Below are 22,270 nucleotides of genomic sequence, written 5' to 3'. Positions count from 1 at the left end.
ATTTCTAAGCCTTTTAGGTGCCTTGGGTTCGCCGCCATTGGGCTGCTATAACGCCGCCGGGAACAATGACGTGGACGATGGGATTCGGGGACGTCGCATGGGTAAAATTCGTTTGGCCAAGGTGATGGCCGCGGCGGCGGTTGCGGGCGGGCTGGCCTGCCTGACGGCGGCGCCGGCATCGGCGCAATCGCTCACCGATCGTTTCAAGAGCCTGTTTGGCGGTAAGTCGGACGAGGAGCCGGCCACCAATGCGCCGGCGGTGCCCCAGGACACCGGCGATCTGACCTGTCCGCCGGTCACGGTCAGGGCCGGGGCGGCCACCTATGCCGTGGCGGCGCCCGGCAAGCAGCCGGTCGGCAACGACCTGCGCTTTCAGGCGACGATCTCCAAAATGGCCCGCGAATGCAGCGTCAATGGCGGCGTGATCACGGCGCGGATCGGCATTCAGGGCCGCGTCATTGCCGGCCCGGCCGGCGCACCGCCCTCGGTCCAGGTCCCGATTCGCGTCGCAGTGGTGCACGGCGGCATCTCTGAGAAGACCATCGCCACCAAGGCCTATCAGACCACCGTCACTATGACGGAAGGCGGCAGCGAGCCGTTCACGTTGGTGGCCGAAGATCTCACCTATCCCGCCCCTCCCGGCGCCGACGGCGACAGCTACATCTTCTATATCGGGTTCGACCCGCAGGCGCTGAAGCCCGAACGCCCGGCGCCGAAAAAGAAGAAGCAATAAAAAAGCCGGCGCGATCGCCTCGCGCCGGCTTTGATTGGTGGTTGAAAGCGCTCAGTTCAGCTTGGCGCGAACTTCGGCGATGCCCTTGGCGAGCAGGTCGTCGGCGACCGAGCCCTTGACCGACTGCGACAGGATGGTCGAGGCGGCTTCGACTGCGGCGTTGGCGGCGGCGGCGCGGACATCGGCCAGCGCCTGGGCTTCGGCGAGGGCGATCTTGCCCTCGGCGGTCTTGGTGCGGCGGGCGACGAAGTCTTCCATCTTGGCTTTGGCCTCGATCGCGATGCGCTCGGCTTCGGCCTTGGCGTTGGCGATGATTTCCTCGGCCTCGCGCTCGGCGCTGGCACGGCGGGTCTTGTATTCGCCGAGCAGCTTGGCGGCCTCCTCCTTGAGACGGCGGGCGTCGTCAAGTTCGGCCTTGATGCGCTGGGCGCGATGATCGAGCGCCGTCAGCACCGTCTTGTGGATGCCGAGATAGGCAAACAGCACCATGAGGATGACGAAAGCGATCGCGACCCAGGTTTCCGGTTCGGTGAACATCGGTCTGTCTATCCCTTCAACGTGGCATCGACGGCCTTGCTCACCGTCTTGCCGTCGGGCAGCACGCCGGTGAGCCGCTGCACGATCGCGCCGGCGGCATCCGCGGCGATGCCGCGGACATTGCTCATCGCGGTCTCGCGGGTCGCCGCAATCTGCTTCTCGGCGGCGGCAAGCTTGGTGGCGAGCTGGTCTTCCAGCTTCTTGCGCTCGGCTTCCGCGGCCGCGTTCAGCTTCTCGCGGGTCTCGCTGCCGATGGCTTGCGCGCGGGAGCGAGCGGAAGCGAGTTCGGTCTCATACGCCTTCAGCGCAGCATCCGACTCGTCCTTCAGCTTCTGCGCGGCCGCCAGATCGCCCTCGATCGCGTTCTGACGTGCGTCGATCACGCTTTCGACGCGCGGCAGCGCAAAGCGGGACACGATCACATAGAGCGCGACGAACGCGATAACGAGCGACACCAGTTGCGAAGCAAACGTGCTCGACTCGAACGGAGGAAATCCTCCGCCGTGTCCGCCGTCTGCCTCGGTGTGGGCGCCGGTACCATGACTTTTCTCAGCCACGGGGTTCTCCTGTTGCTGTCAGCGCGCCGCCCGGACCGGGCGGCGCGATAGGGTGCAGCTCAGAGCGGAACGAACAGCAGCAGCAGCGCGATCAGCAGCGAGAAGATGCCGAGCGCTTCGGTCACGGCGAAGCCGAAGATCAGGTTGCCGAACTGGCCCTGTGCTGCGGAAGGATTGCGCACGGCAGCGGCAAGGTAGTTGCCGAAGATGATGCCCACGCCGACGCCCGCGCCGCCCATGCCGATGCATGCGATGCCCGCGCCGATAAGTTTAGCTGCTGCCGGTTCCATTTCTAGAGCTCCTTGAGGATAAGACAAAGTGTGGGTGGAAATTCCCCGGACCGCTTAGTGTCCCGGATGAATGGCGTCGTTGAGGTAGATGCAGGTCAGGATCGCGAACACATAGGCCTGCAGGAATGCGACCAGCAGTTCGAGCGCGGTCAGCGCCACCGTGAGCGCCAGCGGCAGCATGCCGCCGGCCCAGCCGAGCGCGCCAAGCGAGACGCCGAGCATGGCAACGAAGCCCGCGAACACCTTCAGCGCGATGTGGCCGGCCAGCATGTTGGCGAACAAACGCACGCTGTGTGAGACCGGCCGCAGGAAGAACGACAGGATTTCGATGAACATGACCAGCGGCAGGATGTAGATCGGCACGCCGGAGGGCACGAAAATCTTGAAGAACTTGAAGCCGTTCTTGTAGAGCCCGTAGATCAGGACGGTGAAGAAAACCAGGAAGGCCAGCGCCGCGGTGACGATGATGTGGCTCGAAACCGTGAACGTGTAGGGGATGATGCCGATCAGGTTCGAGATGCAGATGAACATGAACAGCGAGAAGATCAGCGGGAAGAACTTCATGCCTTCCGCGCCGGCGGTAGAGCGGATCGTCGAGGCGACGAACTCGTAGGAGATTTCGGCGATCGACTGCAGCCGCCCGGGAACCAGTTGCCGTCCCGCCATGCCGCCGATCATCAATAGCGAGATCACCGCTACCGACAGGAACATGTAGAGCGAAGAGTTGGTGAAGGCGATCGTGTGGTTGCCGATATGGCCGATCGTGAAGAGGGGTTCGATATTGAACTGGTGGATCGGGTCGATTTTCATCCGCGCGGCTCTTTATCCACCGGCCTGGCCGGCACTCGAATTTCAAATGTCGTGACTTCCCGACGACGCTCAGCGCCTGCCTGGACCTGCGCCTGCAGTTCTCACCACGTTGACCACGCCGGCGACGAAGCCGAGCAGAAGAAACACGATGAAACCGAACGGCGATGTCGACAATAAACGGTCGAACCCCCAGCCAATCGCCGCTCCGACGACAACGCCCGCGACCAACTCCGAGGAAAGCCGGAAACCCAGCGCCATCGCAGATGCTCTGGCAGCCGAATCTCCGCTTTCAGTTCCGGGTTGATCAGTCCTGGGTTTCCGGCTGTCGCGAATTTCGGACAACCGTTGATCCAGACTTCCGAGCCTTGCGGAAAGCGCAGCTTCGTCGGAAGACGGCTGATCGCGATTTCCACTTGCGTTGTCGTTCTTGTCTTGGGCCATGCCCAAGACATTAAACGATGCCAACGGTTGATGGAAATTACGCCCGTCACCCTTGAAAGCCGCGCGGACCATACTTACCGCGTCTAATCAAGTCAAGATTAGGCCGTAACCAATTAGTTCGTTGATTTAATTGGGTTTATTCAGGTGTCGCCTGCGACGCTGTGGACCGTCATCGCAGTGCAGCAGCTATTCCCGCGCGGATCGATCTTGCGCCCAGCTGGGCGGTCTTCAGGGATGCTCCGCGTGAAACGACAATCCTCCTCCCCGGAGCCCGCATGCCGCGTCAGGTCGATTCCTATTTCTCGCTCCAATCGCCCTGGGCCTACATCGGCCATCAGTCCTTTCGCGACCTGATAAGTACTTACGATCTCAAGCTTAATCACAAGCCGGCAGTGCTGGTCGATCTATTTTTCGGAAACCGGCGGCTTGCCCTTGATGAAGGGCCACCGGTACGGCAGCGCTGCCGGATGGTCGAATTGCAGCGCTGGCGCGACAAGCGCGGACTGAAATTTCATCTGCAGCCGGCTACCCGGCAAGCAACTGATGGAGCGCTCCGGTTCGAAGGAAATCAGCGCGGCCTATGAGCAGAACCGGCCGGATGCGCTGGCGGCCGACGTGTTCGGCTCGCCGGTCTATGCGCTGGAAGGCGACGTGTTCTGGGGGCAGGACCGTCTCGAATTGCTTGAGGATGCGTTGAAGTCCGGGCGTGCGCCCTATAGCTCTACAGTCCAGGGGCGCCTTGAAAGCGCCTCGGCGGTCGAGGAAACCGGTAACTCCTTGAGGCGGGAGCAAGGCCATGCGCACAGCGAAATCGTCCTCGAAATTATCGGTCGCCATCATACTGGCGGGTTGCCTCGGTGGTTGCGGTCACGCGCTGGCGGGCGCGATGCCGGAGACCGAAAACGGCCGTTACGCACTGTCGCCGGCGGGCGATGGCGTACTCCGTCTCGACACCCGCACCGGCGCAGTCTCGACCTGTAACAATTCAGGTACAGGCTGGGCCTGCTATGCCGTGCCCGACGAGCGCGCGGCGATGGACGCGGAAATCGGCCGTCTGCAGGCCGACATTGTCCGGCTGCAGGCCGAGAATGAAAGGTTCAAGGCAGAGCTCGCCTCGCGCGAGCCCACCGTGCCCGGCAAGATCGAGGAGCCGCTGCCGAAATCGGACTCGCTGAAGAAGGGCGAGCCGAAGGTCACGGAGAGCGAGCGCAAGATTGAAATCCCGCTGCCGAGCGACCGCGACATGGACCGCGTGATGTCGTTCCTGGAGCGGGCCTGGCGGCGCCTGATCGAGATGGCCAACCGGGTGCAGCGGGACGTCAACGGCAAGATTTGACAGCCATTGAATTTGTAGATGGGGTAACGGGCCCGGGTCTGCCCTCCAAGCAAGCCGCGCTTGCTACGGCGCTATTTGATGGCGCGCTGCGCGCGGCTTGCTTGGAGGGCGGGCGGTCGTCCCTCACATTGATGGTGTGACGGAGTCGAGGGATGAGCCTCGCTCCAAACATCGAGGAGAGACGACCATGAACTACTATGCCGGAATCGACGTGTCATTGGAATGCTCGAGCGTGTGTGTTGTTGACGCAAGCGGCAAGATTTTGCGCGAGGCCAGGGTGGCCAGCGAGCCGGAGGCGCTGATCGCCTGGTTCCGGTCGTCTGGCTTTGAGTTTGAGCGGATCGGGCTGGAGGCCGGGCCGCTGTCGCAATGGCTGTTTGCGGGGATGAAGGCCGCCGGCCTCGCCGTTGAGCTGCTGGAGACGCGGCACGTGCGGAAGGCGTTTGAGGCGATGCCGGTCAAGTCGGATCGCAACGACGCGCGAGGGATTGCGCAACTGATGCGGCTGGGCTGGTTCCGACCGGTCCACTGCAAATCGATCAGTGCGCAAGAGACCCGATCGCTGCTGACGGCGCGCAAGCTGGTGCAATCGAAGCTTCTCGACGTGGAGAACAGCCTGCGCGGGATCCTGCGCGGTTTTGGCCTGAAGGTTGGCAAGACGACCGGGCAGAAGTTCGCGGGACGGATCGAGGAACTCGTGGACGGCCACCCGCACCTGCAGATGATCGCCAAGGCGCTGCTGGCGGTGCGGGCGGTGCTGCGGACCGAGTTCGCAGCTTTCGAGAAACAGACCTGCAGGATGGTGCGGTCTGACATGCAGGCGCGGCTGCTGACGTCGGTCCCGGCGGTCGGCCCGATCGTGGCGCTGACCTATGCCAGCGCCATCGACGATCCAACCCGGTTCAAATCGTCGAAGCAGGCAGGAGCCCATTTCGGGTTGACCCCGAAGAAGCACCAATCCGGCGAGACCAACTACACCGGCCGGATCAGCAAGATCGGTGACGCCTCGGTGCGCACGGCGCTTTACGAGGCCGCCAACGTCATGCTGACCAAGCCGGTCAAAGGCTGTTCGCAATTGAAGAGCTGGGCCATGCGGATCAAAAAGCGCGCCGGCATGAGCAAAGCCAAGGTGGCGCTGGCGCGCCGGCTCGCGGTGATCATGCATCGCATGCTCGCCGACGGAACCCCCTTTAACGCCGCTGCGACGGCAGCCTGACAGGAGAGACGCAACCGTTTTCGGGCGGGTCACGACACCAGGCCTTCTCGAAGCGAAGTCCCTTCGCCGGGACGATGGATCAGGTCAGGCCGTTGCCCACCAGGTTGCCCTCGTGAGCACGCTCAACGTAGATTGGTCGACCTATCCTCTTCCAACCCCATCAGGTGGCGGCCCTGCGCCGACCCCGTACAGAAGCGAGACCCCGGCGAGCGGACAACGCAAAAGGGATTGACTAATCGAGGCCCGTTACAGAAGGGTGGGCAAAGCGAAGCGTGCCCACCAATTTTATCGAGCAAGAAACTGGTGGGCACGGCGCGAAGTGCGCCTTTGCCCACCATCTACGAAGATCGCTGAGATGACCTCACCAAAATCTGTTTCCCGCACCACGCCCTCCGCCGTCGCCGCCAACACCATTGTGTCCTCGCTGCTGACCGTGCAGACCTCAGGCGCAGGCTTTACCGACCTCACCGCCGAGGTCGCGAAATTCGTGCGCGACGCCCGGGCGCGCGAAGGCGCTGTGACGCTGTTCATCCGCCACACCTCGGCGTCGCTGACGATCCAGGAAAATGCCGATCCGACCGTGCTCGTCGATTTGACGACGGCGCTGAACCGGCTCGCGCCCGAAAACGCCGGCTGGCGCCACGACACCGAGGGACCGGACGACATGCCGGCGCACATCAAGACCATGCTGACCGCGACCTCGCTGCACGTCCCGGTGCTGCAGGGCGCGCCCGCGCTGGGCACGTGGCAGGCGATCTACCTGGTCGAGCACCGCGCGCGGCCGCACCGGCGCGAGATCGTGCTGCAGTTCATCGGCGCCACAAATTGAGGCTCCCACAAAAGCAAACTGGCCGCGGATCGCTCCGCGGCCGGTTCGTGTTTCCGTCCGGCCGCCGCCGGATGGGGTCGTTTACTTCGTGATGTCGACGTCCTTGGTTTCCGGCAGGAAGAAGAAGCCGACCACCGCGGTAATCGAAGCGAAGATGATCGGATACCAGAGACCCGCGTAGATATCGCCGGTCGAGGCCACGATCGCGAACGAGGTCGCCGGCAGCAATCCGCCGAACCAGCCGTTGCCGATGTGATAGGGCAGCGACATCGAGGTGTAGCGGATCTTGGTTGGGAACAGTTCGACCAGCATCGCCGCGATCGGCCCGTACACCATGGTGACGTAGACCACCAGGATGAACAGCAGCCCGATCACAGCCGCGATCCGCGGTTGGAAGATATCGAACGGATGCGACATCTTCACAATCTGGGCGTCGCCTGCTTTCGGATAGCCTGCGCCCTGCACCGCCGCCAGCACTTGCGGGTTGGAAGCCGCCGCTGCCGTGTACGGCACATCCTTGCCGTTGACGACGACCTTCACGCCGGAGCCTGCCGCACCGTAGCTGGTCGAATACTTGACCGACTGCTGCGCGAGGTAGGCACGGGCGGTGTCACAGGGTGCCGTGAAGACGCGGGTGCCGACCGGGTTGAACAGATCGCCGCAGCCTGCCTTGTCTGCGACCACTTCCACCTTGACTGACTCGATGGCTTTCTCCAGCGCCGGGTTGGCGTTGGTGGTGATCATCCTGAAGATCGGGAAGAAGGTCAGCGCCGCGATCAGGCAGCCCGCCAGAATGATCGGCTTGCGGCCGATCCTGTCGGACAGTGCGCCGAACACGACGAAGAAGCCGGTGCCGAACAATAGCGACCAGGCGATCAGCAGGTTCGCGGTATAGCCGTCGACCTTGAGGATCGATTGCATGAAGAACAGCGCGTAGAACTGGCCCGTGTACCAGACCACGCCCTGGCCCATCACGCCGCCGATCAGCGCCAGGATGACGATCTTGGCGTTGCTCCAGTTGGCGAAGGCTTCGGTCAGCGGCGCCTTGGAGCCCTTGCCCTCGTCCTTCATCTTCTGGAATACCGGCGATTCATTCAACCGCAGCCGGATCCAGACCGAGATGCCGAGCAGCAACACCGAGACCAGGAACGGAATGCGCCAGCCCCATTTCGCGAAATCGGTTTCGCCGAGTGCAGAACGGGTGAACAGGATCACCAGCAGCGACAGGAACAGGCCGAGCGTCGCCGTGGTCTGGATGAACGAGGTGTAGTAGCCGCGCTTGCCCATCGGGGCATGCTCCGCCACGTACGTCGCCGCACCGCCGTACTCACCGCCGAGCGCGAGGCCCTGCAGCAGGCGCAATGCGATCAGGATGATCGGTGCCGCAATGCCGATGGTCGCCGCGTTGGGCAATATGCCGACGATGAAGGTCGACAGGCCCATGATCAGGATGGTGACGAGGAAGGTGTATTTGCGGCCGACGATGTCGCCGACGCGACCGAACACGATGGCGCCGAACGGGCGAACGATAAAGCCCGCGGCGAACGCCAGCAGCGCGAAGATGTCGCGCGTGGCCTGGTTGAACATCGGCTGATTTGTTGCGGGATCGATGACGCCGAAGAACTGCGCGCCGATGATGCTGGCAAGCGAACCGAACAGGTAGAAGTCATACCATTCGAAGACGGTACCGAGCGAAGACGCGAGAATGACGAAACGTTCGTCCTTCGTCATCCCGGCGGCCTTGCCGGACGTGGCAGTCATTGTGGACATTTCCGATTCGCTCCCCTTTTTATGATCGCGCAAATGTGCGTTGCGTCAGTCGACGCGTAATTGCAGGCCTCACTACATGTTTGGGAGTAATGGCCCAATAGTACTTTCGGTGGGGCGTAACACCGCTTTGCGTCGATCAAGCCGCGGCAATTGTTGAATGAATCTGCCCGTGTGGAGCGCGGCCCTGACTAAAGTCCAATGGCCGAGAAAATAAGTGCGATGGTCCACATCACAATCGAGATGATGGCAGTCCAGCGCGCGAACGACAAATATGTCTCCCGCATGACGCTTGAAATCATCTTTTGGGCCAAAGCCTGCGGCGGCCGACTCTCCTTGGGCAGATAGAGCCACATCTCGGTCCGCCGATGGTCCTTGGTCCTTGCTTCGCGTGCCTTGAAAATGAGCACGAGCGTCATCATCATGCTGAGAAAGCCGCCGGCCTGGAAAGCAGATCGCGGAAGAAAAGACAGGCCGATCATGATGCAGAATATGGCAAGCGATGCGAAGCCGCAGGCACGCAGCACCGTTTCATAGGCAATACGGCTCATCTCATCCATGATCCGCTACTCCGTCGTCAGCAGCCAATGAAGGCCCAGCGTAACCGCTGGGCCGTCCGGCCTCAACCTCCGGAACCGATGCGCTAAAGGCCGATTTTAAGAAAATTGCCGGCGGCTGGCAGCGCCAGAAGCGCCGTTCCGGCAAGCCAGATCCAGAGCGACGCGTTGTTCGACTCCGAGGCGCCGGTGACGCGCTCGTAAATCGCCGCCGGAATTCCGCCGAGAATGACGGTCGCGGTCGAGACCATCAGCGACGCGAACATCAGCGTAAGGGACAGGCTGCCAAACAGCAGCGGCCCGGCGAGTAGTTGGACGTACAGCAACGTGAAAATCAGCGCGAGCTGGTTGAAGATGCCGTTGATCATTCCGAAAAACGCAATTCCGATGAAATAGAAATTGCGGTTCATGATGCCGCTCCGCCGAGCCGGGGCGCGAGATTCAACACCAGCAACGTGTAGTGAAACACCACGCGCAGCCAGAACAGCCAGACGAAGCCGAACAGCCAAAGCACGGCGGGAGGGGTGATCTTCGGGGTTACGATCGAGATGACGCCGATCGCGGGATCGGTGATCCGGCAAAAGAATCGCCAGATATAGTTCGGCGAATCCGCGTCGACCATCAGGCCGAGCAGGAACCGTCCGAGCATCGTGTACATCAACGCCGCCAGGATGAAGTTCGGCAGATGGAAATACCAATAGCCGGCAAATGAAGTTGCAGTATCCAAAGTCCGGTGCTCCCGCAGCGCTTCAGTAGTCGACGAACCGGGATGGGTGACGACACCACGATTGAGCCCAACAATGGCAAGCAACGACTTTCCCGGCAAGCGATGTCATGGCTTCCTCGAAAACAAAGCGGGGCCCCGAGGGGCCCCGCTTGCCGATATCTATCGGTCGCTTCTTAAATGGTCCTCTCCTCGAGCACCGTCCTGCCTCGCGGCTTCCGGATGTCGTCGACATAGGCTTGCATTTCCGCCGATGGCTCCTTGCCGAGCTTGCTGACGATGTAGATGACCGCGAAGCCCAGCGGCGTTCCCAACAACCCGCAGGCGATGTTGGTCAGGTCGAACCAACCAACCTTGTTCGCCATCGGGTGGGCGAGGGTCGGGAAGCTTTCCATGGCATTGGGCAACGTCATGGCTTTGGCGATATCGACCAGCGGCGCCCCAGTCAGCGGGTTGGTCAGCGACGTCATGCCGAAATACTTCACGCCCGCGCCCGGGAAGTACCGGGTCGTGACGAGGTAGAACAGGCACAGTCCGAAGCCGGCGATAATACCGCAGACCGCCCCCGTCGCCGTTGTCCGCTTCCACCAGACGCCCATCACGAGCGCCGGGAAGTTACCCGCCATCGCCAGCGAGAACGCCCAGCCGACCATGGCCAGGATATCCCCGGGTTTGGTTGCGGCGGTCGCGGCTGCGATCACGGCAACGACCACAAGAAGAGCGCGCGCCACGGTGAGCCGACGCATCGTCGGGGCGTTGGGGTCGATCATCTTGTAATAGACGTCGTGCGAGAGGGCGTTTGCGATGGCGAGCAGCAGCCCGTCCGCCGTCGACAGCGCAGCGGCCAGACCGCCCGCTGCCACCAGACCCGAGATCACATACGGAAGTCCCGCGATTTCTGGCGTGGAAAGCACGATCACGTCCGTATTGATGACGAAGTCCTGCAGTCTCACGACGCCGGGATGTCCTGCGATCGCCTTGCACGCCGCCACGATGGCGTCGATGCTGGCGGCATTCTTGCCGCAGATCTGGATCAGACCGAGTTCACCCCAGCTGAACAGCCAGGGGCGAATGGCGGACAGATCCCGCCCGATGATGTTGGTGTACACCTCCAGTTTCGAGAATGCCGCGTAGGCCGGCGCGGAGAAATACAGCAGGAAGATGAACAGCAGCGACCAGGCGACGGACTGACGCGCCTCACGCACCGACGGGGTGGTGAAGTAACGCATCAGAATATGTGGCAACGATGCAGTACCGACCATCATGCACATGATGATCGCAAAGAAGTTGAGCGGGCTGTAGTTGATAAAGGGCTGGATGTGCGGCTTCAGCGCTGCGGCTGTCGTCAGACCCGTCGCCAGCATTTGTTGCTCGCGCGCGGTAATATCCGCAATCGCCTGTCCGTAAGTGAGTTCGGGGATCGGAATTCCATACTTCTTGGTGGACAGGATAACGATCGGGGTCAGATAGGCGATGATCAGCACGATGTATTGTGCGATCTGCGTCCAGGTCACCGCCCGCATCCCGCCCAGCATCGCGCAGAGCAGGATGCCGACAAGGCCTGCAAACACCGCGATCTCGAACTGCATTCCAAGGAATCGTGAGGCGATAATCCCGGTGCCGTAGATTTGCGCCGTCACATAGGTAAAGGAGCAGGCGACCAGCACAATCACGCCTAGAGAACGAGCGAAATTGCCACCGTACCGGAACGACAGGAAGTCGGGCACCGTGTAGGCGCCAAACTTGCGCAGGTATGGTCCGATCAGGATCGATACCAGCACGAAGCCGCCGGTCCATCCGAGCACCCAGGCCAGGCCGTCATAGCCGAGCAGGAACAGAGTGCCGGCCATGCCGACGAAAGATGCCGCCGACATCCAGTCGGCACCGGTCGCCATGCCGTTGTAGAAAGCCGGGACACGCCGTCCGGCGACATAATACTCGGAGACTTCCGCCGTTCGCGTCATCACCCCGATGATCGCGTAAACCGCGAGCGTGAAGAACACGAACAGATAGCCAAGGATCTTGTTCGGAACGCCGACTTGCTCGAGAACCGCGAGGAAGAGGATGAATCCGATGAAGCCGCCGGTATACGTACCGTACATCTTCCCCAGGTTCTTGATGAAATCCGTGGTGCTGGCAGCGCCTTGTGTAGCCATGATCGATTCCCCCTCAATCTTCCTCGGCAAAGCCGTATTCGCGATCAATCTTGTCCTGCTGTTTTGCGAACATGAACAGCATGACCACGAACACGATGAGCGACCCCTGCGCGGCCATGTAGAAGCCGAGCGGGAAACCGAGGATCGGAATGATGATGGCGTTGAGCGGCTTCACGAACATGTGGATGATGAAGCCAAAGAAGAACCAGACCGCGAGATGCGTGAACATCAGCCGCGATGTCCTCGCCCAGTGGGCTTCTTCTTTCGCTTTCAGGCTTGTCGAGTCGGGCATGGGCTACAATTCCTCCTCAAAACGCCGGCCAGCAAACGAGCCGGGGTTGAATGATCGAGGGGAATGAAATCCCGTCAGCGCGGCGCCCCCCGTGCCACCCCTCCAACCGGTCTGGTGCCGGTTTGGAGTCAACGAAGGTTAACACCTGGGTCGGTTCCACCTTAATAGTACTTTGGGGGAATAAAGTTGCTGCAACTGCTAAGAGTGATGCGCCCCTTCAGGATGCGAGCTTGGCAAATGCCGGAAATGCTGGCGAACTAACTTGGTCCATCTGGCAGGAAGGCCCGCGATGAAGCTGTTCGAAAAGTTCTTTCGCCCGCGCCCGCCAATTCGCGACCGTGAGGCGCTTGCCGACTTCATCAATGCGCAGTCGGCTTTCATCGTGCAGAAGGGAATCTACGAATATTCCCGTGCCCGCGCGGGCCACTACGCCAAGGTGCTGTTTGCCGAGGAAGGGTTCGCCAAATCGGTCGAACATGCGCGCTGGCGGGCGTTTCCGCTCGGTCTTTCGATGGTGGGCGAGACGGTCGACGTGGTTTTGCGCCCGCACGCCGGCGAGAATCGCCGGGTGGTGCTCGACCGGATCATCGCAGTCGTGCTTTCGGTTTTCGACCGTTATCCGGTGCCGCCGTCGATCGGCGAGGCCGGCTGGCAGGAAGCGCGGCGCGAGCTCGAGCACCGGCTCGACCTGGTGGGGGGACACGCGCCGAAGCGGGTGATGGACATTCCCGAACCGCTGGCGGAGGACTACTTTGCCATGATGCCGATCCACGAAAAGCTGCGCGGGCGGGATTTTCAGACCACGCGCAACTACCTTCGTGTCAGCCTGTGCAACATCCATGATGAACTGGTCGACCGGATCGATGCATCCGCATTGACTGCCGCGCTGCAGAAGTAGGACGGCATTCGGCCGTCCCGGCGCCGGGCCGATCGCGCGGCCGCCGCGCGAAAGGGAGGGGCGATGGACAGGACGATTGGCGGCGCCCCGCTTTTGTCGCTCGACGCCGTTGTCATCGATACCGAGACCACTGGCCTCGATCCGCGCAAGGCGCGGGTGATCGAGCTTGCCGGAGTGCGACTGTCGGCCGGAAAGCTGGTTGCCGGCGAATCCTTCCGTCAATTGCTGCGGCCGGCCGGTCAATCGATCCCGGTCGAAACGACGCGCATTCACGGCATCGACGACGCCATGGTCGCCGGCTCGCCGTTGTTTGCCGATGTCTGGCCGGGCTTCCGTTCGTTTCTCGGCCAGGCACCGGTGATCGGGCACGCGGTAGGGTTCGACCTTGCGGTGCTGAAGCGCGAATGCGATCTCGCCGGCCTGCCCTGGATACGGCCACGCACGCTCGACACGCGGCAGTTGGCGCAGATCGCCGCACCCGAACTGGCTGGCTATTCGCTCGACGAACTCGCCGCCTGGATGGGTGTCGACGTCGTCGACCGGCATTCCGCGCTCGGCGACGCCATAACGGCGGCGCGGGTGTTTGTGGCGCTGGTGCCGAAGTTGCGCGACCACGGCATCCGTACCATTGCCGAGGCCGAACGGGCGTGCCTCGCCCTTACTTCCGTACTCGACGATGAGGCGCGGGCCGGCTGGATCCAGGCCGTCGAAGCTCCGGAACGCGCCGACGCGGAACGAACGCTGAAACGTTTCGACAGCTACGCCTATCGGCACCGCAATCGCGATATCATGCGGATGCCTCCGGTCTTTGTGGCATCCGGCATTTCGGTCCACGAGGTCCTCGCGCGGCTGGCGAGCGAGAGAACGTCGGCGCTGTATGTGGCGCCCAACGCCGCTTCCGGCGACGTGAAGGCCGCGGAGGCAGGGATTGTCACGGAACACGACGTGCTGCGCGCGATCGCCCGCTTCGGCGCCGCCGCGCTCGAATTGCCGGTCAGGCAGATCATGAGCCATCCGCTGGCAGCGGTTTCCGCGGACGCCTTTGTCTATCGCGCCATCGGCCGCATGAACCGTCTCAAGACCCGCCATCTCGGTGTCATCGACGAAGCCGGCCGCGTGATCGGGGCATTGTCCGCGCGAGACCTGCTGCGGTTACGCGCCGGGGAGGCCATTTCGCTCGGCGAAGAGATTGACGATGCCGCGGACGCGCACGCCTTGGCGCTTGCCTGGGCCAAGCTGCCGCGGGTCGCGGAATCTCTGATGGCGGAAGGACTTTCCGGTCGCGATATCGCGGAAGTGATTTCCCGCGAACTCGGCGCGCTCACCGGTCAGGCCGCCGTGATCGCCGAGCGGATCATGCGGGAGCGCGGCCAGGGCGGGCCCCCGTGCGGCTATGCCGTGGTCGTGCTCGGCTCGGCCGGCCGCGGCGAAAGCATGCTGGCGATGGACCAGGACAATGCCGTGATTTTCGAGCGCGGCGAACCTGATAGCGAGGAGGATCGCTGGTTCGCGGCGCTCGGCACGCATGTCGCGGACATCCTGCACGAGGCCGGCGTGCCGTATTGCAAGGGCGGCGTGATGGCGAAGAACGCGCCGTGGCGTGGTTCCGTCGCAACGTGGCGGAATCGGATCGACCACTGGATCATGCGCTCTAACCCCAGCGATCTGCTGTCCGTCGATATCTTCTTCGACCTGCGGGCGGTTCACGGCGAAGGCGGCTTGGCCGTGGCCGTGAGGCAGGCGGCCTTCGCCGCGGCCGAAGGCCAGGCCGCGTTCGCCAAGCTCCTGGTCGAAAGTGTCAGCGTTCCCGTGAGCCTGAAATTCTTCGGCGGCATCCGTACCGAAGGCGGCCGCATCGACCTCAAGGCAGCCGGGCTGTTCGGCATTGTCGCCGCGGCGCGGGCCATGGCGATCCGTTACCATGTGACCGACCGATCGACGCCGGCGCGGCTCGCTGGCGTGAAGGCGCTTGTTCACGTGAGCGAGACCGATCTCGATACGCTGGTCGAGGCTCAGGGCATATTTCTCGATCTCATCCTGTCGCAGCAGATTGAGGATATCGCTCACGGGACACCGCCTGCCAACACCGTCTCGGTCAAGCAATTGCCGGCCCGCGATTACGACCGTTTGCGTGTGGCGCTCCAGGCGGTCCGCGCCGTCGACAAGCTGACCCGCGATCTGCTGTTCGGGGATTGATTAAGGACGCACGGAATCCCGTCACCTTGTTGCGGTGCACAAATCGGGCGGTTAACTGCTTTACCGCGTGAGAGAATTGGGCGCTTGCATGCGACAGCCGGGCAGGGGACAATTGCCAAACCGCTTGGCAGGCCTGCGGAAAAATGGTCACCGGTTTGCCGCAACGCTTTTCGCAAGAAGTAGATGACTGCTGCTGCCAATACCCACCTCGTCATCGCCGATGACCACCCGCTATTCCGCGACGCCTTGCGGCAGGCGGTTGGCAGTGTCGTGGCGTCGGCCGTCATCAGCGAGGCGGGGTCGTTCGATGATCTCACCGCGCTGCTGGAACGGGATTCCGACGTCGATTTGATCCTGCTCGATCTCACCATGCCGGGGATCTCGGGATTCTCCGGCTTGATCTACCTGCGCGCACAGTTTCCCGCGATCCCGGTGATCATCGTGTCCGCGAGCGACGATGCCGGCACGATCCGAAGGTCGCTCGACTTCGGCGCCTCGGGCTTCATCCCCAAGCGCTTCGGCGTCGAAACGCTGCGCGACGCCATCATGAAGGTGATGGAGGGCGACGTCTGGGTCCCGCCGGACACCGACCTTTCGTCGGCCGACGATCCCGACATGGCGCGGCTGCGCGATCGTCTCGTCACGCTGACCCCGCAGCAGGTGCGCGTGCTGATGATGCTGTCGGAGGGCCTGCTCAACAAGCAGATCGCCTATGAGCTCGGCGTGTCGGAAGCGACGATCAAGGCGCATGTTTCGGCGATCCTGCAGAAGCTCGGCGTCGAAAGCCGGACGCAGGCCGTGATTGCGGCCGCGAAAATCTCCGGCGGCCAGTGGCGCCAGGGCACGCCGACGGGGTGATGTCAGTGTCGTTCCGGGGCGATGCGCAGCATCGAACTATGGTGCGCGATTGCGCACCTGAGAATCTCGAGATTCCCCGAATTGAAATTGCACCCCTGAGGTCTGGTCCTTCGGACCATCCCGCAAATGACGGAGCTACTCCGCCGCCGCCACCATCTGTTGCGCCCGCCACTGGCCGAGCAGGGCGCGAAGTGAAGCTGGCTTCACCGGCTTGTTGAGGATCGCGATGTTTTCCTCGCGCGCGGCGGCTCGGACGTTCGGGCTGCGATCCGCCGTGATCAGGATGGCCGGAATATTTTCGCCGAAGCGGCGGCGGATCTCGCGGATCGCGGCGACGCCGTTGCCGCGGTCGAGATGATAATCGACCAGAAGGCCGGTCACGCTGCTGCCGGAGGCTTCGACCGCCGCGATCGCGGCGTCGGGGTCGGTGACCGCGATCACCTCGGCGTCCCACGCCGTCAGCAGCGTCTTCATACCGTCGAGGATCGCCGGGTCGTTCTCGATGCAGACGACCAGCGCGCCGCTTATCGGCGTTCTGGAGAGCGGCGTGGCGCTGGTGACCGCGGCGGTGTGGTCGATCGCCTTGGCGATCGGCACCGTCACCGAAAACACCGAGCCGCCACTGACGTTAGCGTCGATCGCGATGCCGTGGTTGAGCACGCGCGCCAGCCGCTCGACGATCGACAAGCCAAGACCGAGGCCGCGGGCGATCCGCGCGCCCTGTTCGAGGCGGTGAAACTCCTTGAAGATCTCGCCGCGTTTCGTCACGGGAATACCCACGCCGGTGTCGTAGACGCCGATCCGCAGCGACTGTCCGTGGCGGCGGCAACCGACCAGCACGCGCCCGCGCGGGGTGTATTTGATGGCGTTGGAGATGAAATTCTGCAGCAGCCGGCGCAGCAGCGAGCGGTCGGATTGCACCGGCAGCGAGCAGGGCACGAAGGCCAGTTCCAGCCCCTTGGCGCGGGCGATCGGCGCGAACTCAATCTCGAGCGAGCGCATCAGGTCAGCCATCTTGAAGCTTGAGATCGAGGTCGTCATCGCCCCCGCATCGAGCCGCGAGATGTCCAGCAGCGCGCCGAGGATCTCCTCGATCGCCTCCAGCGAGTCGTCGATGTTCTCGACCAGGCGCGAATCCTCGCCGCCGTTCTGTCGTTCGACCAGGCTGGTCACGTAAAGCCGCGCCGCGTTGAGCGGCTGCAGGATGTCGTGGCTGGCGGCCGCCAGGAACCGGGTCTTCGAGATATTGGCGTCCTCGGCGGTGCTCTTGGCCTGCGCCAGTTCGGAATTCAGGCGGGTGAGTTCCTCGGTGCGGTCGCGCACGCGCTTTTCCAGCGTCGCATTGGCGCGTTCCAGCGCTTCGGCGGCCTCGAAGCTCGGCGTGACGTCGGAGAAGGTGATGACGAAGCCGCCGCCCGGCATCCGGTTGGAGCGGACCTCGATCACCATGTGCCGGTCGGGCAGGCGCTCCAGATAGGGCTCGCCCTCGGTGGTGTAGGCGGCCAGCCGCCGCTCCAGCAGCGTATCGAGATCGCCGGCGCCTGAGGCGCTGACTGCGCCCATGAATTCCAGGATTTCCTGCAAGGGAATGCCGAGTTGAACCAAATGCGGCGGCAGCGCGAGAATTTCGCCGAACTGGTGGTTCGAGCAGATCAGTTGCAGATCGGCGTCGAACACTGCGATGCCCTGGCGCACATGGTTGAGCGCAGTCTGCAGGATCTCGCGGTTGAAATGCAGCGCGGCGTGGGAATCGTCGAGCAGCTTCAGCGCGGCCTTGGCGGAGACGGTGCGCTTGCGCAGCAGAAGCGACATCACCAGGCGCGAGGACGCCGCCCCGATCGAGGAGGCGATCAGGCGTTCGGCGTATTGCAGCAACTCGAAATCGGCCGGAGCGGCCGGATCGAGATTGCCGGGATGATTGGCGGCAAAGGTCTCGAAGGCCTGGGCAGCGCGCTCGGGGCCGAGATATTGCGCCACCGTGCTCTGGATGTCCTGCACGGTCACCGTGGTGCGCCAGCGCCGGAAGGTCGGGGCGGTCGGCGTCAGCGTGTTCGGCACGAACAGGTCCGCCTGCAGCCGTTCGATCGAGGAGGGCTGGCGCGCGAGCGACATCACGACATAGGTCAGGATGTTGAGCGAAAGCGACCAGAACACGCCGTGCATCAGCGGCGGCAGATCGGTGCCGAGCAGCGCTTGCGGACGCAGCGCCGTGATGCCGAACGGGCCTTGCTGCAACAGCAGCAGACCGGCGGGACTGCCTTCCAGAAAACTCGGCAGGAACAGCGTGTAGACCCACACCGCGATGCCCAGCAGCATGCCGCCCATCGCCCCGCGCGCGGTTCCCTGCCGCCACAGCAGGCCGCCGAAGAAGGCCGGTGCCAGTTGCGCAAGCGCTGCGAATGACAGCAGGCCGATCGCCGCCAACTGGGTGTTGCCGAGCGCGCGATAGTAGAAATACGCCATCACCATGATGGCGAAGATCGCAAAGCGCCGGATCTTGAGCAGGAAGTCACCGAAATCCTTGCTGCCGTCGCGCGCCCCGGGGCTTCCCTGCAGCACCATCGGCAACACGATATCGTTGGAGACCATGATGGAGAGCGCGACGCATTCCACGATCACCATCGCGGTCGCGGCCGACAGGCCGCCGACGAATACGGCAATGCTGAGGAGGGCGGAATTGGCCTCGATCGGCAGCGCCAGCACATACATGTCGCTGTCGACGGCGCCGAACGGGAAGGTGACGAGGCCGGCGATCGCGATTGGAATCACGAACAGGTTGATGGCGACCAGATAGAGCGGGAACAGCCAGCGCGCGCGGCGGACCTCCTCGAGGCTGGAATTCTCGACCACGCTGACGTGGAACTGCCGCGGCAGCAGCATGATCGCGCAAAACGACAGCAGCGTCATGGTGAGGAAATTGCCGATCGACGGCACATAGCTGATCGCGCGCACCGCCTCCGGCGTCTTTATCGCGCGCTCGATCAGCTCAACGGGCGTGAACATCCAGAAGGTGACGAAGGCGCCGGCGGCGATAAAGGCCACCAGCTTGACGATGGATTCGGTGGCGATCGCCAGCATCAGGCCGTGCTGGTGCTCGGTGGCGTCGGTCTGGCGGGTGCCGAACAGCACGGCGAATGCCGCCATCGCCAGGGTCACGACCAGCGCGATGTCGCCGATCAGCGGAATCGAGGAGAACAGCTTGTCCTCAGTCAGGATCGTCTCCAGCGAGGACGCCACCGCCTTGAGCTGCAGCGCGATGTAGGGCACCGAGCCTACGATCGCGATCATGGCCACGGTGGCGGCGACCGCCTGGCTCTTGCCGTAACGCGCGGCGATGAAGTCGGCGATCGAGGTGATGTTCTGCGACTTGGCGAGCTGGATCACGCGCCGCAGTAGCGGCGTGCAAAGCCCGATCATCAGGATCGGGCCGACATAGATCGCGAGGAAGTCGATGCTGGTGCGGGTGGCGAAGCCGACCGAGCCGAAGAAGGTCCAGGAGGTGCAGTAGATCGCCAGCGACAGCGGATAGATCAGCATGCTGGCGCGGCCGCGCTGGCTCGGCGACAGGCGGTCGCCATAGCTGGCGACGACGAACAGCAAGCCGATATAGGCGAACGCGGCGGCGATTACGCCCCAGTCGTGCAGCATCGCTGCGGGTCTCCCTCTCCCGGCACTTGATGCGGACGTGCTGTCTCCACGCCGGCCGGAAGCGCGCAAGCGCCATAGCCGGACAAATGGCCGGAAGAGAGCAGTATAAACGCTTTGGGCCGCCAGCGCACCGCGCTACCGGCCCAATTCGGAAGGATTGGGAGGGGTAGGGTTACTCGGCCGCCAGCGATTTCTGCTTCACGGGCAGGCCGAGGCGGTCCCAGACCTGCAGCAGCGCGTCCGCGAGCCGATCGATCAGCCCGTCGTCGTGGTAGGGCGAGGGCGTGATCCGCAGCCGCTCGGTGCCCTTGGCCACCGTCGGATAGTTGATCGGCTGGATGTAGATGCCGTGTTCCTCCAGCAGGATATCGGACGCCTGCTTGCACTTCTCGGGGTCGCCGACGAACAGCGGCACGATATGGGTGTCGTTCGACATCACAGGCAGGCCGGCGGCATTGAGGATCGCCTTGACCCGGGCGGCGCGGTCCTGGTGGCGCTCACGTTCCCAGTTCGAGGTCTTCAGATGCCGGATCGCCGCGGTCGCGGCCGAGCAGATCGCCGGCGGCAGCGCGGTCGTGAAGATGAAGCCCGGCGCGTAGGAGCGGACCGCGTCGATGATCTCGGCCTTAGCCGCAATATAGCCACCGAGGCAGCCGAACGCCTTGGCCAGCGTGCCTTCGAGCACGTCGATCCTGTGCATGACGCCGTCACGCTCGGCAATGCCGCCGCCGCGGGGGCCGTACATGCCGACCGCATGGACCTCGTCGACATAGGTCATGGCGCCGTATTTCTCGGCGAGATCGCAGATTTTCGAAAGCGGCGCGACGTCGCCATCCATCGAATAAAGGCTCTCGCAGGCGATCAGCTTGGGCCGCTCGGGACCTGCCGCGATCAAGAGTTCCTCGAGATGGGCGAGGTCGTTGTGGCGGAAGATCTGCCGCTCGCAGCCGGCCTGACGGACGCCTTCGATCATCGAATTGTGGTTCAGCGCGTCAGAGAGAATGAGGCAGTTCGGAATGAGTTTGGCGATCGTCGAGATGCCGGTCTGGTTCGAGACGTAGCCCGAGGTGAACAGCAGCGAGGCTTCCTTGCCGTGCAGATCGGCCAGTTCCTGCTCGAGCTGCACCAGCGGGTGATGGGTGCCGGCGATGTTGCGGGTGCCGCCGGCGCCGGTGCCAACCCTTGTGGCGGTCTCGACCATGGCGCCGACCACCTTGGGGTGCTGGCCCATGCCGAGATAGTCGTTGGAGCACCAGATCACGACATTGCGCGGGCCTTTTGGCGAGTGCCACACCGCATGCGGGAAGCGGCCCGCGATCCGCTCGAGGTCGGCGAACACCCGGTAGCGCCGCTCGTCATGCAGGCGGTTGAGGGCGGCACTGAAGAATTTGCTGTAATCCATCACAAGGACCTGGAACCGGCCGGATTGGCTTCGCGCCTTTTTAGAGCCTTTCCAGCTTTGATGTCTATGCGAATCCCCACATTTTGGCGCGGCTCCGGGATGCTACCCAGGCGGAGCAAATGTTGATCGGGATCAAGGCGCTAGTTGCGCTTCCTGGCCCTGCGAACGGGGTGTTCTGCAGCCGGCGCAAGTGACGCGAGCGTTGCAGCCAGCGCCGCCGCTGCGGCCGCGGGCCGATCCCGCTCAAAGATCGCGAATTCGAGATCGGGAAGCCGCGGCAGGCCCTCCGCGGCGCCGAGCACGCGTAAGCCGCCGACGATGGCGCTCACCGGCAGGGGCGTGACGGCAAGGCCGGCGAGGCCCGCGGCGCGGACACCGGTCAGGCTGGGGCTGGTGTAGACGATCTCCCAGGAAAGATCGCTGGTGCGCAGCGCCTGAAGGGCGGCCTCACGCGACACCGAATGCTCGCGGTACAGTGCCAGCGGCAACGGGGCCCCGGGAGCGAGCTCGAAGGTGTCTGCGGCGGTCCATAACAGCGGCTCGCGCCATGCAAGACGCCCGCGTGATGTGCCGAGCGGACGCTTGGCCAGCACCACGTCGAGCCGTCCGGCGTCGAGCTCTCCGATCAGTTCGGAACTGACGCCGATCTGCACCTCGAGCTTCACATGCGGATGCAATTTGGCGAAACGGCCGAGCGCGGGCGGCAGCGAACCGCTGGCGACTTCCTCGACCGCGCCCAGGCGCACCATGCCGGATAGTTGCGGGGCGTTGAGGCGGCGCCGCGCCGCTTCTTCAAGCTGCAGGAGCCGCCGCGCGTCATCCAGCAGCATCTCGCCGTCGTCGGTCAACGCGACCGTCCGCGTGGTGCGACGGAATAGCGGCCGCTTGGTTTCGAGTTCGAGGCGCTTGATCTTTTGGCTTACCGCCGACTGCGTGAGGTGGAGCTGTTCGGCCGCACGATGGAAGCCGCCGCAATCGGCCACGGCGACGAAGGTGCGGAGGAGGTCGAATTCGAGCATGGCC

22 protein-coding genes are annotated in these 22,270 nt (G+C 63.4%); 8 read left to right on the top strand and 14 right to left on the bottom strand.

Going from position 1 to position 22,270, the window contains the following annotated elements:
• Positions 1-124 precede the first annotated feature (124 nt).
• Entirely contained in the window at positions 125-733 is a 609-nt protein-coding gene (locus V1288_RS07730; protein ID WP_334361233.1) for a hypothetical protein, read from the top strand.
• A 51-nt stretch (positions 734-784) separates the two neighbouring features.
• Here the strand turns inward: V1288_RS07730 and V1288_RS07725 are convergent, their stop codons facing one another.
• The 5 genes from V1288_RS07725 to V1288_RS07705 all read right to left on the bottom strand — a co-directional run bounded on the left by V1288_RS07725 (position 785) and on the right by V1288_RS07705 (position 3,368).
• Positions 785-1,270 carry a F0F1 ATP synthase subunit B family protein gene (locus V1288_RS07725; RefSeq protein WP_334356487.1) on the bottom strand — a complete coding sequence of 162 codons (486 nt, stop codon included), beginning with the start codon at positions 1,268-1,270 and terminating at the stop codon, positions 785-787.
• 8 nt (positions 1,271-1,278) lie between these two features.
• Complete coding sequence (locus V1288_RS07720) at positions 1,279-1,827, bottom strand: F0F1 ATP synthase subunit B family protein (protein WP_334356486.1); 549 nt, start codon at positions 1,825-1,827, stop codon at positions 1,279-1,281.
• A gap of 59 nt (positions 1,828-1,886) precedes the next feature.
• The gene (locus V1288_RS07715; protein WP_016847054.1) at positions 1,887-2,117 is read right to left on the bottom strand and encodes a F0F1 ATP synthase subunit C; all 231 of its coding nucleotides are present in this window, start codon (positions 2,115-2,117) and stop codon (positions 1,887-1,889) included.
• A gap of 54 nt (positions 2,118-2,171) precedes the next feature.
• The gene (locus V1288_RS07710) at positions 2,172-2,927 is read right to left on the bottom strand and encodes a F0F1 ATP synthase subunit A (RefSeq protein WP_334356485.1); all 756 of its coding nucleotides are present in this window, start codon (positions 2,925-2,927) and stop codon (positions 2,172-2,174) included.
• A gap of 69 nt (positions 2,928-2,996) precedes the next feature.
• Entirely contained in the window at positions 2,997-3,368 is a 372-nt protein-coding gene (locus V1288_RS07705; protein ID WP_334361232.1) for an AtpZ/AtpI family protein, read from the bottom strand.
• A 275-nt stretch (positions 3,369-3,643) separates the two neighbouring features.
• Between V1288_RS07705 and V1288_RS07700 the strand changes: the two genes are divergently transcribed.
• The 4 genes from V1288_RS07700 to V1288_RS07685 all read left to right on the top strand — a co-directional run bounded on the left by V1288_RS07700 (position 3,644) and on the right by V1288_RS07685 (position 6,749).
• The gene (locus V1288_RS07700; protein ID WP_442893924.1) at positions 3,644-3,952 is read left to right on the top strand and encodes a DsbA family protein; all 309 of its coding nucleotides are present in this window, start codon (positions 3,644-3,646) and stop codon (positions 3,950-3,952) included.
• Between the two features lie 212 nt (positions 3,953-4,164).
• Entirely contained in the window at positions 4,165-4,704 is a 540-nt protein-coding gene (locus tag V1288_RS07695) for a hypothetical protein (protein ID WP_334356484.1), read from the top strand.
• Positions 4,705-4,891: 187 nt separating this feature from the next.
• Positions 4,892-5,920: an IS110 family transposase gene (locus V1288_RS07690; protein WP_334356483.1), complete on the top strand. Its 1,029-nt coding sequence runs from the start codon at positions 4,892-4,894 to the stop codon at positions 5,918-5,920.
• Positions 5,921-6,275: 355 nt separating this feature from the next.
• Positions 6,276-6,749: a secondary thiamine-phosphate synthase enzyme YjbQ gene (locus tag V1288_RS07685; protein WP_334356482.1), complete on the top strand. Its 474-nt coding sequence runs from the start codon at positions 6,276-6,278 to the stop codon at positions 6,747-6,749.
• Positions 6,750-6,830: 81 nt separating this feature from the next.
• Here the strand turns inward: V1288_RS07685 and V1288_RS07680 are convergent, their stop codons facing one another.
• The 6 genes from V1288_RS07680 to V1288_RS07655 form a co-directional block, all read right to left on the bottom strand.
• Complete coding sequence (locus V1288_RS07680; protein ID WP_442894015.1) at positions 6,831-8,480, bottom strand: MFS transporter; 1,650 nt, start codon at positions 8,478-8,480, stop codon at positions 6,831-6,833.
• 227 nt (positions 8,481-8,707) lie between these two features.
• The gene (locus V1288_RS07675; RefSeq protein WP_334356480.1) at positions 8,708-9,076 is read right to left on the bottom strand and encodes a hypothetical protein; all 369 of its coding nucleotides are present in this window, start codon (positions 9,074-9,076) and stop codon (positions 8,708-8,710) included.
• Positions 9,077-9,159: 83 nt separating this feature from the next.
• Positions 9,160-9,483, bottom strand: a complete 324-nt coding sequence (locus tag V1288_RS07670; RefSeq protein WP_334356479.1) for a hypothetical protein — start codon at positions 9,481-9,483, stop codon at positions 9,160-9,162.
• Entirely contained in the window at positions 9,480-9,884 is a 405-nt protein-coding gene (locus V1288_RS07665) for a hypothetical protein (RefSeq protein WP_334356478.1), read from the bottom strand. Before V1288_RS07665 ends, V1288_RS07670 begins: the two co-directional genes overlap by 4 nt.
• Before the next feature lie 89 nt (positions 9,885-9,973).
• Positions 9,974-11,953 (bottom strand): sodium:solute symporter family protein, encoded by a 1,980-nt coding sequence (locus V1288_RS07660; RefSeq protein ID WP_334356477.1) that lies wholly within the window; start codon positions 11,951-11,953, stop codon positions 9,974-9,976.
• Between the two features lie 13 nt (positions 11,954-11,966).
• A complete protein-coding gene (locus V1288_RS07655) occupies positions 11,967-12,245 on the bottom strand; it encodes a DUF4212 domain-containing protein (RefSeq protein WP_334356476.1) in 279 nt (92 codons plus the stop codon).
• Positions 12,246-12,534: 289 nt separating this feature from the next.
• Between V1288_RS07655 and V1288_RS07650 the strand changes: the two genes are divergently transcribed.
• The 3 genes from V1288_RS07650 (at position 12,535) to V1288_RS07640 (ending at position 16,197) form a co-directional block, all read left to right on the top strand.
• On the top strand, positions 12,535-13,143 hold the full coding sequence (locus V1288_RS07650) for a hypothetical protein (protein ID WP_334356475.1): 609 nt from the start codon (positions 12,535-12,537) through the stop codon (positions 13,141-13,143).
• 63 nt (positions 13,144-13,206) lie between these two features.
• Entirely contained in the window at positions 13,207-15,339 is a 2,133-nt protein-coding gene (locus V1288_RS07645; protein ID WP_334356474.1) for a DUF294 nucleotidyltransferase-like domain-containing protein, read from the top strand.
• Between the two features lie 183 nt (positions 15,340-15,522).
• Positions 15,523-16,197, top strand: coding sequence for a response regulator transcription factor (locus V1288_RS07640; RefSeq protein WP_334356473.1), 675 nt, complete (start codon positions 15,523-15,525; stop codon positions 16,195-16,197).
• Between the two features lie 135 nt (positions 16,198-16,332).
• Here V1288_RS07640 and V1288_RS07635 read toward each other — a convergent pair whose 3' ends face one another.
• From V1288_RS07635 to V1288_RS07625, 3 genes are all read right to left on the bottom strand, one after another.
• Complete coding sequence (locus tag V1288_RS07635) at positions 16,333-19,845, bottom strand: hybrid sensor histidine kinase/response regulator (RefSeq protein WP_334356472.1); 3,513 nt, start codon at positions 19,843-19,845, stop codon at positions 16,333-16,335.
• 172 nt (positions 19,846-20,017) lie between these two features.
• Positions 20,018-21,247, bottom strand: coding sequence for a 5-aminolevulinate synthase (gene hemA / locus V1288_RS07630; RefSeq protein WP_334356471.1), 1,230 nt, complete (start codon positions 21,245-21,247; stop codon positions 20,018-20,020).
• A gap of 140 nt (positions 21,248-21,387) precedes the next feature.
• On the bottom strand, positions 21,388-22,266 hold the full coding sequence (locus V1288_RS07625; RefSeq protein WP_334356470.1) for a LysR substrate-binding domain-containing protein: 879 nt from the start codon (positions 22,264-22,266) through the stop codon (positions 21,388-21,390).
• Positions 22,267-22,270: the final 4 nt, after the last annotated feature.

It is taken from the genome of Bradyrhizobium sp. AZCC 2176 (genome assembly GCF_036924645.1).
Lineage (GTDB): Bacteria > Pseudomonadota > Alphaproteobacteria > Rhizobiales > Xanthobacteraceae > Bradyrhizobium.
The sequence above is the reverse complement of the archived record's forward strand: the minus strand, read 5'-3'. Positions and strand labels throughout refer to the sequence as shown.